Source organism: Allobosea sp. UNC402CLCol (assembly GCF_000745475.1).
Taxonomy (GTDB): domain Bacteria; phylum Pseudomonadota; class Alphaproteobacteria; order Rhizobiales; family Beijerinckiaceae; genus Allobosea; species Allobosea spartocytisi.
In genome coordinates, this window is the sequence record NZ_KN050692.1 from 237,607 (window position 1) to 251,749 (window position 14,143).

The following is a 14,143-nucleotide window of genomic DNA, read 5'->3' on the forward strand; positions in this document are numbered from 1 at the left end:
CGCCGCGACAGGGTCAGGAACGCGCGAGAACCAGGCGGATGCGCGTCATGGCGCCGTCGCGGGCCAGCACCAGCTCTCCCTTGTGAGCCAGCGCCACCTCGGCGGCGATGGAGAGGCCGAGCCCCGAGCCGCTCGACTCCGGCCCCTTGGCGAAGGGACGCGTGAACTCGGCCAGCGGCGCGGCAAAGCCGTCGCCGTCATCGGCGACCTCGATCCAGGCAGCGCCCCCATCGGCGCCCACCGTCACGACGAGCCGGCTACGGGCGCCATGCCGCAAGGCGTTGTCGATCAGGTTGCTCAGCGCCTCGCGCAGGCTGACGGCGTCGCCGGAGACGATCGGCGCCTGCTCCGCCGGCACGAAGGCGATGTCGACCTCGCGCGGCAACGACAGCGGAACCGCCTTTGCCAGAACGCCCTTGGCGAGCTGGTTGAGATCGACGGCGGCCGCAACCGCGACATCCTTGCGGTGGATCACCATCGCATGGTCGAGGAGCTGCCCGGTGAGACGGCCGAGTTCCGCCGTCCGTTCATGGATGCGCTTGACGGTATCCGCCTTGCGCCGCGATGCGGGGGTGCCGATCAGGATTTCGACTTGCGCGTCGAGCGCCGCCAGCGGCGTACGAATCTGATGGGCGGCATCGGCGATGAAGCGCTGCATGATCGCCATCCGCTCTGAGAGGCGCCGCATGAAGTCGTCGATGGCCTGAACGAGATTGCGGATTTCAAGCGGCGGCTCCGCTTCGATCGGGCGCAGGTCGTCGGGGCGCCGGCTCGCGATCTCGCGCTCGATGCGGGTCAGCGGCTTCAGCGCCAGCGTCACTGCATAGGCGGCCGCCAACAGCGCGAGCACGCTCATCACGGCGATGACGCCGAGCGCCTTGAGCGTCAGGTCGCGGGCCAGCGCGCGCCGGGCGTCGGTCGTCTGGGCCACGACGATCGTCGACCAGTTGTTGGTTCCGGGCATGTCGATCTGCCGGGCAAGTGTCGCGATCCGTACCGGCTGGCCCTGATAGGTGCCGTCTTCGAGAACGACGCCAGCGCGGGTCTCCACCGGATCGGCGTCCGATATGAGATCCTCGTAGCCGGCGACGACGATGCCGCGCGGATCGACCACCTTGTAGAAGACGAGATCGTAGTCGGCGAGCGTCGCAATCGTGGAAACCGGCGGTTCGACCGTGACGACCCCGCCCTGGACATAGACGTTTTCGGCGATCTGCACCGCGCCGCCGCGCAGCAAACGGTCATAGGCCTGCTGGGCTGCGAGCGAGGACGAATGCCAGGCGGCAGCACCCAGCACGACCGCACCGGCCGCCAGCACCGCCGCCAGCACGGCGATGATGCGGAAGCGCAGCGACAGGCGAAGATCAGACAACTGCAAGCTGATAACCCAGTCCGCGCAGGGTCCGGATCTCCACCGGGGCGTCGGCCAGCTTGCGCCGCAGCCTTGCGACGAACTGCTCGACGGCGTTGGGGCTCGCCTCCTGGTCGAAGTTGAAGAGCTGCTCGATCAGCTCCTCCTTGGGCACGATCCGCTCCGGGCGCGCGGCGAGGATCTCGAGCACCGTCAATTCGCGGCGGGTCAGGTTGAGGGGTCTGTCGCCGACGCTCGCGACCCGCCCCGCCCGGTCGATGGCCAGCGGCCCGACGCGCAGCATGTTGTCGGATTGTCCGGCGCTGCGCCGCAACAGCGCCCGCGCGCGGGCTTCGAGCTCGCCATAGTCGAAGGGCTTGACCAGGTAGTCGTCGGCACCGAGGTCGAGCGCCCCGATGCGTTCGTCCACGGCGGAGCGCGCCGTCAGGACCAGCACGGGCGTCGCCAGCCGGCGGGCCCGCATCTGGCGCAGGATGGAGAGGCCGTCCTGCCCCGGCAGGCTGAGATCGAGGATGACGAGGTCATAGGCCTGCACCGCCAGCAGCTCGGCGGCGGTGGTGCCGTCCTGCTCCCAGTCGACGGCGTGGCCGATCTTCTCGAGCCGCATCACCACGGCTTCGGCGATGTCGGCGGTGTCTTCCACGACGAGCACGCGCAAGCGGATCGGCCTCTGGTTATCGAGTCAGGCTGGAGTCAGTCCCGCAGGCTATCACTGTCGGCAAGCGCCCATAAGTGCGCTCGGGAAACGAAAACAAGGGACGGTGCATGTTAGCCCCATTTGACGCCGCATCCGCGACTCCGCTGCTCTCGGTGGAGGGTGTGACGCTGCAATACAAGACGCCGGACGTGGTGGTGACCGCGACGCGGCGCGTCTCCTTCGACGTCTACCCGTCCGACCGCTTCGTCCTGCTCGGCCCGTCAGGTTGCGGCAAGTCGACCCTGCTCAAGGCGATCGGCGGCTATCTGACGCCTGTCGAGGGCGAGATCAGCCTGAAGGGCCGCAAGGTCTCTGGCCCGGGCCCCGACCGGATGATGGTGTTCCAGGAATTCGACCAGCTCCTGCCCTGGAAGACGGTGCGCGAGAACGTGGTCTTCGCGCTGACCGCCTCCGGCCGGGCGATGCCGTCCGAGGCCGGGGAGCGCGCCCGCTCCTATATCGACAAAGTCGGCCTGACCAAGTTCATCGACAGCTATCCGCATATGCTCTCCGGCGGCATGAAGCAGCGCGTCGCCATTGCGCGCGGCATGGCGATGGAGCCCGACGTTCTGCTGATGGACGAGCCTTTCGCCGCGCTCGACGCGCTGACGCGCCGCAAGATGCAGGACGAATTGCTGCGGCTCTGGGACGACACGAAATTCACCGTGCTCTTCGTCACCCATTCGATCGAGGAAGCCATCCGCATCGGGACCCGCATCCTGCTGCTCTCGCCGCATCCCGGCGAGGTCAAGGCCGAGCTCAACAGCGTGCCGGCCGCGGAGATGGGCACGGGCACGCAGGCCGCGCTCGAAACCCGCATCAACGACATGCTCTTCGCGCATCATTGAACCGGAGGTGACCGACATGACCGATCTCGTCAGCTTCCGCCCGGAAATCACCCGCGACGTCCATTCCAGCGACGCGCCGGTCGTCGCCAAGACCATCGGTTTGGCCGAGCGCATCTATCGCCTCGGCTTCGTCCGCAAGGCGGTGATCCTCGCGGTGCTCGCCGTCGCCTGGGAGCTCTATGGCCGCTGGCTCGGCAATCCCCTGCTGTTCCCGACCTTCGGCCAGACGGTCGAGGCCTTCGTCGAGAACATTGTCAGCGGCATCATCCCGCAGCGCACGCTGGTCTCGCTGCAGACGCTGGTGATCGGCTACGGCATCGGCATCGTGCTGGCGGCCCTGCTCACGACGCTGGCCATCGGCTCGCGCATCGGCGCCGACCTGCTCGAGACGCTGACATCGATGTTCAACCCCCTGCCCGCCATCGCGCTGCTCCCGCTGGCATTGATCTGGTTCGGGCTCGGCACCGGCAGCATCATCTTCGTGCTCGTCCACTCGGTGCTCTGGGCGATCGCGCTCAACACCCATGCCGGCTTCCGCTCGGTCTCGAACACGCTGCGCATGGTCGGGCAGAATTACGGGCTGCGCGGCCTGAAGCTGGTGCGGCTCATCCTGATCCCGGCCGCCTTCCCGGCGATCCTGACCGGACTCAAGGTCGGCTGGGCCTTCGCCTGGCGCACGCTGATCGCGGCCGAACTGGTCTTCGGCGTTTCGTCTGGCGCCGGCGGCCTCGGCTGGTTCATCTTCGAGAACCGCAACCAGCTCGAGACGGCGAACGTCTTCGCCGGCCTGTTCACCGTGATCCTCATCGGCCTCTTCGTCGAGAACGTCATCTTCGCCACCATCGAGCGCAAGACGATCCGGCGCTGGGGCATGCAGCACTGACGACCCGGAGCATTTCCGCCTTCTTCTGAAACGTGGAAATGCTCCATTTTCCTGGCTTTATCGCATTTTCTTCACGCGAACCGGCATCCGCTTCGCTCGAAAATGCACTGGTTCCACAAGGCCGAACGGCCGTCACTCGGAGGGAAACACCCATGGCATTCAAGACTATCCTGCGCGCCGCCTTCACAGCCCTCGCACTCGGCACCGCGCTCGCCGCCCCGGCCCGCGCCGAGGTCAGCGAGGTCCGCATTTCCAAGGGCTTCGGCATCCTCTATCTGCCGCTCTTCGTGATGCAGGACCAGCAGTTCCTGGAGAAGCGCGCCAAGGCCGCCGGCCTCGGCGACATCAAGGTGACCTGGCTGATGCTCGACGGCGGCAACGTCATCAACGACGCGATGATGGCCGGGACGCTCGACTTCGCCGGCACCGGCGCGCCGGGCTTCGTCACGCTCTGGGCCAAGGCCAAGGGCATTCCGGGCGTCGAGGTCGTCGGCGTCTCCGGCATGAGCTCGACCTCGCTGTGGCTGATGTCGAACAAGCCGGAGCTGAAGTCGCTCAAGGACTTCACCAGCAGCGACAAGATCGCCCTGCCCGGCATCAAGACCTCGCTCGCCGCCGTCGTGCTGCAGATGATCGCCGCCAAGGAGTTCGGCGACGCGAACTACGCCAAGATGGACCCGATGACGGTGAGCCTGCCGCATCCGGAGGCGCTGGCCGCGCTGATCGGCGGCAAGACCGAGATCAAGGCGCATTTCACCTCGCCGCCCTTCCAGTACATCGAGGCGAAGAGCCCGGGCATCAACCGCGTGCTCAACTCGGTCGACTATCTCGGCAACCTGACGCTCGACGTCACCTTCGCGCCGAAGAAGTTCGTCGATGCCAATCCGAAGATGACCCAGGCCTTCATCGACGCGATGGACGACGCCACCGCCCTGATCGCCAAGGACAAGAAGTTGGCGGCCGAGATCTTCGCCAAGGCCTCGAAGGTGAAGATCGACGCCGCCGAGGTCCAGGAGATGATCGAGGACAAGGACGCCCGCTTCACCGCCACGCCCGAAGGCGTGATGCAGTTCGCCGAATTCATGCACAAGGCCGGGTCGATCAAGGTGAAGCCAACGAAGTGGAGCGACATGTTCGTGCCGCAGCTCGCCGGCCGCTCGGGAAGCTGAGCGCATCGCGAACCCCAACGGGTTTTCAGATGCCGAAGGGCGCGGTCTCCTCTGGGGCCGCGCCCTTTTGCATGGTAGCCATGGTCGTTGGCTCGAAAATTGAAACCGGGCCTCGATACGCGACGGAAGAGTGACGGCCTGATGCATGCGAGAATTCCCGGACACCGGGCAGAGACGCTCGGCCCGGCGCTGACACCGACAGATCCGCGCTCGCTGCGCCGTTTCGAGGATGAGCGCTTCCTGACGGGACAGGGCTTCTATCTCGACGACGAGGCAGTCCCCGATGCGCTGCACGCCATGGTGCTGCGCTCGCCGCATGCCCATGCGGCGATCCTCTCCATCGACGCCGAAGCGGCGCGGGGCCTGCCCGGCATCCACGCCGTCTACACCGCTGCCGAGATCGCCGATCTCGCGCCCCTGCCCTGCTCGCTGGCGGTCGCGGGCGAAGCGCCGCTGATCGTGCCGCCCCGATCGCCTCTGGCCGGCGAACGGGTCCGCCATGTCGGCGATCCCATCGCCTTCATCGTGGCCGAGACGGCTGAGCTTGCCCGCGAGGCCAGCGAGTTGATCGCGGTCGATTACGACATCCTGCCCTCGGTCACCGAGCTTGCCGCCGCCAGCATCCCCGACGCTCCCGAAATCTGGCCGCAGGCGCTCGGCAACCTCGCCCTGCGCTATCGGCTCGGCGACGAGGCGGCCGTCGCCACTGCCTTTGCGCAGGCCGCCCATGTCGTGACCTGCCGGGTCGTCAACAACCGGATCGCGGCAGCGGCGCTCGAACCACGGGCGGCCCTCGGGCGCTTCGACAAGGCGAGCGGCCGCTACCGGCTCTCGCTCAGCGGCGCCTCGGTGCACGACATCCGCCGGGAACTCGCGGCTGTGCTGCGCATCCCTCCGGAGCGGATCGACGTCGCCTGCCCCGATGTCGGCGGCGGCTTCGGCATGAAGAACGTCACCTACCCCGAATATGCGCTGGTGCTCGTCGCGGCCGAGCGCCTCGGCCGGCCGGTACGCTGGCTCGCCGAGCGCATCGAGGATTTCTCCGGTGGCGTCCATGCTCGCGACAATCTGACGACCGGCAAGCTCGCCCTCGACGCCAAGGGCCGGTTCCTGGCGCTTCAGGTCGAAACCACCGCCAATCTCGGCGCCTATGTCTCCTCGCTCGGGCCAGGCAGCGCGACCACCGCGCCGACGCCCGCGATGGGCGGGCTCTACGACATTCCCGCGATGACGATGGATGTCCGCTGCGTCTTCACCAACACCGTCCCGATCGACGCCTATCGCGGCGCCGGCAAGCCGGAAGCGAACTATCTGATCGAAAGGCTGGTGGAGGCGGCGGCCAACCGCTTGCGGATCGACTCCGCCACCTTGCGCAAGCGCAACTTCATCCGCCGCTTCCCCTATCGCAAGCCCTTCGGCGCCGTGCTCGATTGCGGCAGATTCGGCAGCAATCTCGACCAGGTTCTGGCTGCGGCCGACCGCGCCGGCTTCCGGCGCCGCAGGGCGGAATCACGCCGACGCGGCAAGCTGCGCGGCTTCGGCATCGGCTGCTTCCTGGAAACCTCGCGCGGCGCGCCGAACGAGGATGCCTGGCTGTCGTTCCGCGCCGATGGCGGCATCGACATGACGGTCGGCACCCAATCGAACGGCCAGGGTCACGAGACAAGCTTCGCCCAGCTTCTCGCGAGCCGGTTCGGCCTGCCGGTGGAGCGTTTCCGCCTCATCCAGGGCGATACGGCGCGTGTTCCGAGCGGCGGCGGCCATGGCGGCGCCCGCTCGCTGCATATGGGCGGCGGCGCGCTGGCACTGGCGGCCGATGCGCTGATCGAGAAGGCAAGGCCTGCAGCCGCCGAACTCCTTCAGGCGGCAGCGGAAACCGTCAGCTTCCACAATGGCCGCTTTCTCGCTCCGGGTGCCGGCGAAGTCGATCTCGGCAGCGTCGCGCGCCATGTCGCGGAGACGACCGGCAAACCCCTCGCCAGCCATGGCGCCCGCTGCAATGCGCCGCTCACCTTTCCCAACGGCGCGCAGGCCGCCGAGGTCGAGGTCGACCCGCAAACCGGCGAAGTGACCCTGCTGCGCTATGTCGCCGTCGACGATTACGGCACGCTGATCAACCCCTTGCTGACCGAGGCACAGGTCCATGGCGGGCTGGCGCAGGGCATCGGCCAGGCGCTGATGGAGGAAGCCCGCTACGACCCCGATGGCGGCCAGCTCCTCAGCGCGACCTTCATGGACTACGCCATGCCGCGCGCGATGGACCTGCCGGCTTTCGAATTGTCGATGGTGGAATTGCCGACGCAGGCCAACCCGCTCGGCGCCAAGGGGGCGGGACAGGCCGGCTGCATCGGCGCGCCGCAGACCGTGATCCACGCGATCCTCGATGCGCTGCGGCCCCTCGGCGTCACGCATCTGGACATGCCGGCCACTCCGGCGCGGATCTGGCGTGCGATCCGGGAGGCGCAGCAGGCCAAAGATTGAGGAGTCAGCGCTTTCCCGAGGCCCCGGCTAAAGCCTGCTGACTTTGCGCAGAACCACGTCGTCATCCCGGCTCTCCGCTTCGCCCCGGCCGGGATGACTCACGTTTCGATGAAAACGCAGCAGGCTCTAACCCTGCGGCTGCCCCATCAACCTATCGCGCAGGCGGAGCAGCTCCTCGCAGACCGCTTCCAGCTCCCGCACCGCGAAGCCCTCGCGCAGAGCGGGAACATGTTCGCCGAGCCGGGCACCCAGGACGCCGGTGAAACCGGCCCGGCCCTCGGCCGAAACGACGAGCCCGTTCTGCGCCTCGAAGGAGGCATTCCAGGCGACCGCCTCGCTCTCTGCCAATCCGACCGGCAGGTCCAGCACGAGAGTTCCGTCCGTCGTCAGCCGGACCGGGTAGCCGCCGGGCAGGCCGTTCGGCCCCGGCACATGGCCGCGCCATTCGCGGCCGGAAGCCATGGCGAGCAGCATGGGCACGCCGCTCGCTCCCGAGATCTCGATCACCGGCTCGGGCGTGAGCTGGATATCGGCGAAACGCGCATAGACATCCGCGATCTCGGCGCCGTCGAGCCAGACCCGTGGCGCCCGCCCCCCGCGCTCCTCCGGCCGGCGGCGCCAGGCTGCGAGGTTCTGATAGTGGGCGAGGACTTTGACCTCGGCGCCCGGAGGCGTGGCGGCCGAGCCCGCGAAGACATTGGACAGGATCGCGACATTGCCCATGCCGCAGGCGACATCATGGCCCATCGCCTTGATCATGCCGTTGACCACGTCGGGGAAGCCGCAATTGACCAGCGTGACCGCCCTGCCGCTGCGCGTGATCGCCGCGGCGACGCGCGAGGAGAGCAGCGCCTGGAAGACCGCCGTGGCGCTCAGGCCGCCTTCGGCGACAAGCTGCGTCCAGGCGTTGCCGCTCTGGGCGATGACCTGCGAGGTCTGGATCGAGGCGGCCTGCACGACGATGCGCGGGCCGGTCACGGCGAGCATCTCGTCCGAGGCGTTCGGGGCGAGCAGATCGACCGCATGGGTGGTGAAGCGCGCCTTCTTGCCGAACAGGGCGGCGCGGGCATTCGCGGCCGTGCGCAGCCAGTTCAGCCGCTCGCGGTTGCGCCCGGCGATGACAACCGCGACGGGTTCGTCCGCCGTCGCGGCAATGTCGAAGGCGATGCGCGCGGCGAAGCCGCCGGTGCCGGAAACCAGGATGTCACAGCCGGCCATGTCAGCGCCCCGTCGCCATCGCCCCGCGGTCCCAGCAGTCGTCGAGCCGGGGCGAGAGCTTGTGCTTCATGATGCGCTGGCTCGCGGTGCGCTCGAACTCGTCGACGACGGCGATGTAGCGCGGGTTCTGGTAGGGAGCGAGGCGCTGGCCGAGCCAGCCGGACAAGGCCTGCGGATCGATGACGGCGCCGTCGCGCGGCTTGACGAAGAGCTTGATGTCCTGCTCGCCGACATCGGCCGCGACGCCGATCATCGCGCAATCCTCGACGGCCTCATGCTCGGCCGCGACATGCTCGACCTCCCAGGCCGAGACGTTCTCGCCCCGGCAGCGCACGCTGTCGGTCATCCGGCCGTGGAAGTAGAGATTGCCTTGCGGATCGAAGGAGCCGAGATCGCCGGTGTGGAAGCCGTCCGCGCGCAGGGCCTTCGCGGTCGCCTCGGGATTGTCGAGATAGCCTGGGAAGATCGCGCCGGGGACGTTGGTCTCGATCACGATCTCGCCGCGCTCTCCAGGGGGAACCGGCCGGCCATCCGTATCCTGGAGCTTCACCGTGAACCAGGGCATGGGCCGTCCCACCGAGCCGACCACGCCGCTGACGTTGCAGGTCGTGAGGCTGGAGGCTTCCGTCATGCCGTAGCATTCGCGGATATCGATGCCGAAGCGGTCGCGGAACTGCGGCCAGATATCGGGCGGGCAGCCCCCGCCCCAGGCGATGCGTACGCCGTGCTCGCGATCGCGCGGCGATGGCGGCTGCTTCAGCAGGATCTGGAGGATGCCGCCGAGATAATGGATATGGCTCGCGCCTTCCTCCCTGACCTGATCCCAGAAGCGGCTGGCGCTGAAGCGCTCGACCATGGCGAGCGTGATGCCGCTGATCATCGGCAGGGGCAGAAGCTGCGCGCCGCCGATATGGTAGAGCGGCTCCCAGACGAAGAAGACGTCGCCCGGCCCAGCATCGGAGAGCCGCACCACGCTCTCGGCCGCAAGCCGCAGCATGCGATGAGAAACGATCACGCCCTTGGGCCGCCCGGTCGTGCCGGAGGTGTACATGATCGCGAAGACGGCATCTGGCGGCGGAGCCGGTTCTGAAAAGAGCTCCCGACCTGACAGGATGGCGTCGAGCTCTCCGCCCGGCGCATGGGTGAGGAGCGGCAACTCCGCCTCGGAGGCCATCGCCTCGGCGATCTGCGGCGCCAGCTCCGCATCGGCGACGACAAGGCGCGGCTGCGAATGGGTCAGCAGGTAGCGCAGCCCTTCGCCGCGCTGCTGCGCGTTGACCGGCACCCAGGCAACGCCGGCCCGCGCAAGACCGAAAACCACCGCGATGGTCGCGATCGAATTGCGCATCATCACGGCGACCCGGTCGCCAGCCAAGATGCCCCGCGTTCTCAAATGCGCGGCGAAGGCGGCCGAACGCCGCTCGATCTCGGCATAGGTCACAGGCTCGCCGCAGAAGCGCGCATAGACACGCTCCGGTTCAGTCGCAGCGCGTGTCGTCAGAAGGCTCACGAAGCCATCGTCGTCGAAGGAGGTCATCGTCGTCGGTTCAGTCGAGTCGGGAAGAGGAGCGGAAGCGTTCCGCGACGAGCAGCATCGCCGTCACCACGATGAAGACGACCACCGAGACCGCCGCGAGCGTCGGGTTGAGCTGCAGGATCATGTCGTCCCACATCTGCTTCGGCAGCGTCGTCTTGAGGCCGCCCGAGACGAAGATCGCAATGGTCAGCTCGTCGAAGGAGGTGATGAAGGCGAAGAGAAAGGCTGCGACGAGGCCGCCCTTGACCAGCGGAATGGTGACGCCGGTCAGCGTCCGCACCCGGTTGGCGCCGAGGGTCGCCGCCGCCTGGTCGAGCCGCTGGTCATAGGTCTTCAGCACGGCGGCGATGGTGACCAGCGTGAAGGGGATCGCCAGCACGGTATGGCCGATGACGAGGCCGAGATCGGTCGCGATCAGGCCGAGCCGGGCGAAGAGATAGAACAGCCCGACCGCAATGACGATGCGCGGTACGATCATCGGCGCGAGGAAGAAGGCGAAGATCAGCCCGGCCCAGCGGGTGCGGCTGTTTGCCAGCGCCAGCGCCGCGAAGCCGCCGATCGCCGTCGCCGCAAAGGCCGTGACGAAGGCGACCGCGAAGGAGCGGATCGTCGCCTGGATCCAGAGCGGCGATTCGAAATAGGTGCGGAACCAGTTCAGCCCGTAGCCCGGCGGCGGGAATTCCAGGAATTGCGAGGAGGTGAAGGCGAGCGGAATGACGAGTAGCGTCGGCAGCACCAGAAAGGCGATGACGAGCCAGCAGAAGCCGGGCAGCAGCATCGCGCAGACGCGCTTGCCGAGCAGGGATCGCGTGACCGCCCCGAGACGCGCGGCGGCCGCCGCGATGAGGGAGAGGATCGCCAGGCCGAGATCGCGGATACGGCCGGTGCCGACCTGCCCGGAGCCGCCGGCGATGGTCGAGAGCCCGAAGATCCGGTCGTAGACGACGCATGAAACCAGCGCGGCCAACAGCATCATCGCCGACAGGGCTCCCGCGAAGGACCAGTTCAGCAGCTCCTGGACCTGGGTGATGATGAGCTGCGCCAGCATCGTCTCCTGCCGTCCGCCGAGGAAGGCCGGCACGATGAAGAAGCCGAGCGAGGAGATGAAGACGAGCAGCCCCGCCGCCGCGACGCCGGGCAGCGAGAGCTTGAAATAGACCAGCCAGAAGGCGCGGGCGGGCGCTGCGCCCAGCGTCTGCGCCGCCTGGACGAGGCGCCGGTCGATGCCGGCCATCACCGGCAGCATCGTCATCACCGCCAGCGGCACCATGGCATGGACCATGCCGACCATGACGCCGAACTGGTTGTTGATCAGCGAGAGCGGCTGGTCGACCGCATGCGTGCCGGTCAGCAGGGAGTTGATCACGCCGCTGCGTCCGAGGATCAGCATCCAGGCGAAGGTCTTGACGAGATAGCTCGTCCAGAACGGCACCATGACGAAGAGCAGCATGCGCCCGCGGAACATGTCGGGCAGGCGCGCCAGCCAGTAGGCGAGCGGATAGCCGATCAGCAGCGACCACAGCGCCGTCCAGCCGGCGATGCGGAAGGTGATGCCGAGGACGCGCAGATAGACGTCGGTCGCGGCAATCCGCTGATAGGAACTTGCCGAGAAGGCTCCATTGTCCGGATCGACGACGCTCAAGCCCAGCAGCTGCGCGACCGGCCAGACGAAGAAGACCGCGAGGAACAGGACGCCGGGCACCGCCAGCCAGAGCGCGTTGAGGCGCAGCCTGCCCGCACGCGCCGGCGCGCTCGTGACGCTTACGGCGCTCATGCGACCAGCACCGCCTTGTCGCGCGGCCAGCCGGCGACGATGGCCTCGTCGATGGCCGGCACTGCATCGTCGGGGCCGAGGCGCAGCACGAGCTGGCTGCCATCCTCGAGCGCCGCGATGACGCGCGTCTCCGAGCCGGCATAGACGATCTCGCTGACGCGCCCGTTCACGGCGTTGCCGTCCTGCGCGCCGAGGCGCAGGTTTTCGGGCCGGATCACCAGCGCCGCATCCCGGCTCTCGCAATGCGCGCCGTGCGGCAGGGCGAAGCGGCCATGCGCGGTTTCGAGCGAGCCGTTGCCGTCCCAGCGGCCGCGGAAGATGTTGGAGATTCCGATGAAATCGGCGGCGAAGGCGGTGCGCGGGCGCTCATAGATCTCGCGCGGCGTGCCAAGCTGCTCGATCTTCGCGTGATTCATCAGGCAGATGCGGTCGGACATGGCGAGCGCCTCCTCCTGGTCATGCGTGACATAGACGATGGTCGAGCCGCTCTCGCGGTGCAGCCGCTTGATCTCGATCTGCATGTGCTCGCGCAGCTTCTTGTCGAGGGCGCCGAGCGGCTCATCCATCAGGATGATCGAGGGCTGGTAGACGAAGCAGCGCGCCAGCGCGACACGCTGCTGCTGGCCGCCGGAGAGTTCGCGCGGGAAACGCCCGGCGAGATGGCCGAGATGCACCATCGCCAGCGCATCGGAGACGCGCTTGGCGACCTCCGCGCCCGGACGACCGCGCATCTTGAGCGGAAAGGCGATGTTCTCCGCCACGGTGAGGTGCGGGAACAGCGCGTAATGCTGGAAGACCAGGCCGATATCGCGCTGGTGAACGGGCGTTGCCGACTGGTCGCGGCCGTCGATGACCACCCTGCCCTCGCTCACCTCGACCAGCCCGCAGATGAGCTGCAGCAAGGTGGTCTTGCCGGAGCCCGAGGGCCCCAGCAAGGTCAGGAACTCGCCTTCGGCGACGCTGAGCGAGCTTGGCTCGAGGGCCGTGGTTGCACCGTAGCGCTTGCACAGCCCTTCGACCACGAGCTTCGCCGGTTTTGCTTCGGTCACGGTCATCCCGGCGCTCGTCGCCATCGCCATCAGGTCAGGAGCCAGGAATTGAAGCGCTCGGTGACCTTGGCGCGATTCTCGCTCCACCAGCTCTCATTGGCGATCGCCATCTGCTTCAGGTTTTCCGGCGAGGTCGGCAGCAGCTTGGCGCGCTCGGGCGAGATCGTCTGGTAGGCGTCCAGATTGGTCGGGCCATAGGCCAGCGCCTCGGTATAGACCGCCTGCTGCTTCGGGTCGGAGCAGAAGCGGATGAACTGGCGCGCCACCTCGGCCTTCGGGCCGCCCTTGGGCAAACCCCAGCCCTCGATCGAGTAGAGCCCCTGGTTCCAGATGATCTTGGCCGGCGCACCGCCATCGATCGCGGCCTGAAGGCGGGCGTTCCAACCCGTGGTCATGTCGACCTCGCCGCTTTGCAGGAGCTGCGTCGACTGGGCGCCGCCCGTCCACCACACCGAGATATGCGGCTTGATCTTGTCGAGCACCTTGAAGGCGCGCTCGACATCGAGCGGATAAAGCTTGTCGAGCGGCACGCCATCGGCAAGCAGCGCCTGCTCGATGCTGTCGATCGGGTTCTTGCGCATCGAGCGGCGACCCGGGAACTTCTCGACGTTGAAGAAGTCGGTCCAGCTCGCAGGCGCGTTCTTCACCTTGTCGGTCCGGTAGGCGAAGATCGTCGAATAGACGTCCGTGCCCATGAATTCGGGCGAGATCGCCTCCGGCATCAGCTTCGGCACATCGGCATGCGAAAAGCCGATCGGGTCGAGCAGGCCTTGCGCCTTCAGGATGTCGCGCGCCGACAAGGTCAGCGTGCACACGTCCCAGGTATAGGACTTGGTCTCGACCATCGCCTTGAACTGCGCGGTCGGCTCGGCCTCGCGGGCGACGTTGACGACCTTGTTGCCGGTCGCCTTCTCGAACGGATCGTAAAAGGCCTTGCGGAAGGCGGGACCGAACGGACCGCCGGGGTCGGCGACCGTGATCTGCGTCGCGGCGCGCGCCGTGCCGATGAGATAGGGCGCGGCGACCGCTCCGGCGGCAACGCCGCCGGCCAGTTGCAGCAGGGTACGCCTCGTCGGATTCGTGGTTCTGCTCGTCATCATCTTCTCCCCTTCAAG

11 protein-coding genes are annotated in these 14,143 nt (G+C 67.6%); 4 read left to right on the top strand and 7 right to left on the bottom strand.

Annotation, left to right across the window (positions count from 1 at the left end; translation table 11 throughout):
• Positions 1 to 13: 13 nt before the first annotated feature.
• Entirely contained in the window at positions 14 to 1,372 is a 1,359-nt protein-coding gene (locus tag GY40_RS23645) for a sensor histidine kinase (RefSeq protein ID WP_051988551.1), read from the bottom strand.
• Positions 1,365 to 2,030 carry a response regulator transcription factor gene (locus tag GY40_RS23650; RefSeq protein ID WP_038367741.1) on the bottom strand — a complete coding sequence of 222 codons (666 nt, stop codon included), beginning with the start codon at positions 2,028 to 2,030 and terminating at the stop codon, positions 1,365 to 1,367. Before GY40_RS23650 ends, GY40_RS23645 begins: the two co-directional genes overlap by 8 nt.
• A 107-nt stretch (positions 2,031 to 2,137) precedes the next feature.
• Between GY40_RS23650 and GY40_RS23655 the strand changes: the two genes are divergently transcribed.
• The 4 genes from GY40_RS23655 (at position 2,138) to GY40_RS23670 (ending at position 7,450) form a co-directional block, all read left to right on the top strand.
• Positions 2,138 to 2,917 carry an ABC transporter ATP-binding protein gene (locus GY40_RS23655; RefSeq protein ID WP_038367742.1) on the top strand — a complete coding sequence of 260 codons (780 nt, stop codon included), beginning with the start codon at positions 2,138 to 2,140 and terminating at the stop codon, positions 2,915 to 2,917.
• A gap of 16 nt (positions 2,918 to 2,933) precedes the next feature.
• Entirely contained in the window at positions 2,934 to 3,800 is an 867-nt protein-coding gene (locus GY40_RS23660) for an ABC transporter permease (RefSeq protein ID WP_038368710.1), read from the top strand.
• A 152-nt stretch (positions 3,801 to 3,952) separates the two neighbouring features.
• Positions 3,953 to 4,969, top strand: a complete 1,017-nt coding sequence (locus tag GY40_RS23665) for an ABC transporter substrate-binding protein (RefSeq protein WP_038367744.1) — start codon at positions 3,953 to 3,955, stop codon at positions 4,967 to 4,969.
• 141 nt (positions 4,970 to 5,110) lie between these two features.
• Positions 5,111 to 7,450: a xanthine dehydrogenase family protein molybdopterin-binding subunit gene (locus GY40_RS23670; RefSeq protein ID WP_051988453.1), complete on the top strand. Its 2,340-nt coding sequence runs from the start codon at positions 5,111 to 5,113 to the stop codon at positions 7,448 to 7,450.
• A 126-nt stretch (positions 7,451 to 7,576) separates the two neighbouring features.
• Here the strand turns inward: GY40_RS23670 and GY40_RS23675 are convergent, their stop codons facing one another.
• The 5 genes from GY40_RS23675 to GY40_RS23695 are packed head-to-tail and all read right to left on the bottom strand — an operon-like array spanning position 7,577 to position 14,125.
• A complete protein-coding gene (locus GY40_RS23675) occupies positions 7,577 to 8,668 on the bottom strand; it encodes a hypothetical protein (RefSeq protein ID WP_038367747.1) in 1,092 nt (363 codons plus the stop codon).
• A gap of 1 nt (position 8,669) precedes the next feature.
• Complete coding sequence (locus GY40_RS23680) at positions 8,670 to 10,205, bottom strand: class I adenylate-forming enzyme family protein (protein WP_038367748.1); 1,536 nt, start codon at positions 10,203 to 10,205, stop codon at positions 8,670 to 8,672.
• Between the two features lie 10 nt (positions 10,206 to 10,215).
• A complete protein-coding gene (locus tag GY40_RS23685) occupies positions 10,216 to 11,979 on the bottom strand; it encodes an ABC transporter permease subunit (protein ID WP_038367751.1) in 1,764 nt (587 codons plus the stop codon).
• Positions 11,976 to 13,034 (bottom strand): ABC transporter ATP-binding protein, encoded by a 1,059-nt coding sequence (locus GY40_RS23690; protein WP_038368714.1) that lies wholly within the window; start codon positions 13,032 to 13,034, stop codon positions 11,976 to 11,978. The genes GY40_RS23685 and GY40_RS23690 overlap by 4 nt, the downstream gene beginning before the upstream one ends.
• Positions 13,035 to 13,057: 23 nt before the next feature.
• Positions 13,058 to 14,125 carry an ABC transporter substrate-binding protein gene (locus GY40_RS23695; RefSeq protein WP_112762082.1) on the bottom strand — a complete coding sequence of 356 codons (1,068 nt, stop codon included), beginning with the start codon at positions 14,123 to 14,125 and terminating at the stop codon, positions 13,058 to 13,060.
• Positions 14,126 to 14,143 lie beyond the last annotated feature (18 nt).

Bases quoted from the DNA above. Each gene is read 5' to 3' on its own strand.
- GY40_RS23670 (WP_051988453.1), top strand. From the start codon at position 5,111: ATGCATGCGAGAATTCCCGGACACCGGGCAGAGACGCTCGGCCCGGCG.
- GY40_RS23685 (WP_038367751.1), bottom strand. From the start codon at position 11,979: ATGAGCGCCGTAAGCGTCACGAGCGCGCCGGCGCGTGCGGGCAGGCTG.
- GY40_RS23690 (WP_038368714.1), bottom strand. From the start codon at position 13,034: ATGACCGTGACCGAAGCAAAACCGGCGAAGCTCGTGGTCGAAGGGCTG.
- GY40_RS23675 (WP_038367747.1), bottom strand. From the start codon at position 8,668: ATGGCCGGCTGTGACATCCTGGTTTCCGGCACCGGCGGCTTCGCCGCG.
- GY40_RS23665 (WP_038367744.1), top strand. From the start codon at position 3,953: ATGGCATTCAAGACTATCCTGCGCGCCGCCTTCACAGCCCTCGCACTC.
- GY40_RS23680 (WP_038367748.1), bottom strand. From the start codon at position 10,205: ATGACCTCCTTCGACGACGATGGCTTCGTGAGCCTTCTGACGACACGC.
- GY40_RS23695 (WP_112762082.1), bottom strand. From the start codon at position 14,125: ATGACGAGCAGAACCACGAATCCGACGAGGCGTACCCTGCTGCAACTG.
- GY40_RS23655 (WP_038367742.1), top strand. From the start codon at position 2,138: ATGTTAGCCCCATTTGACGCCGCATCCGCGACTCCGCTGCTCTCGGTG.
- GY40_RS23660 (WP_038368710.1), top strand. From the start codon at position 2,934: ATGACCGATCTCGTCAGCTTCCGCCCGGAAATCACCCGCGACGTCCAT.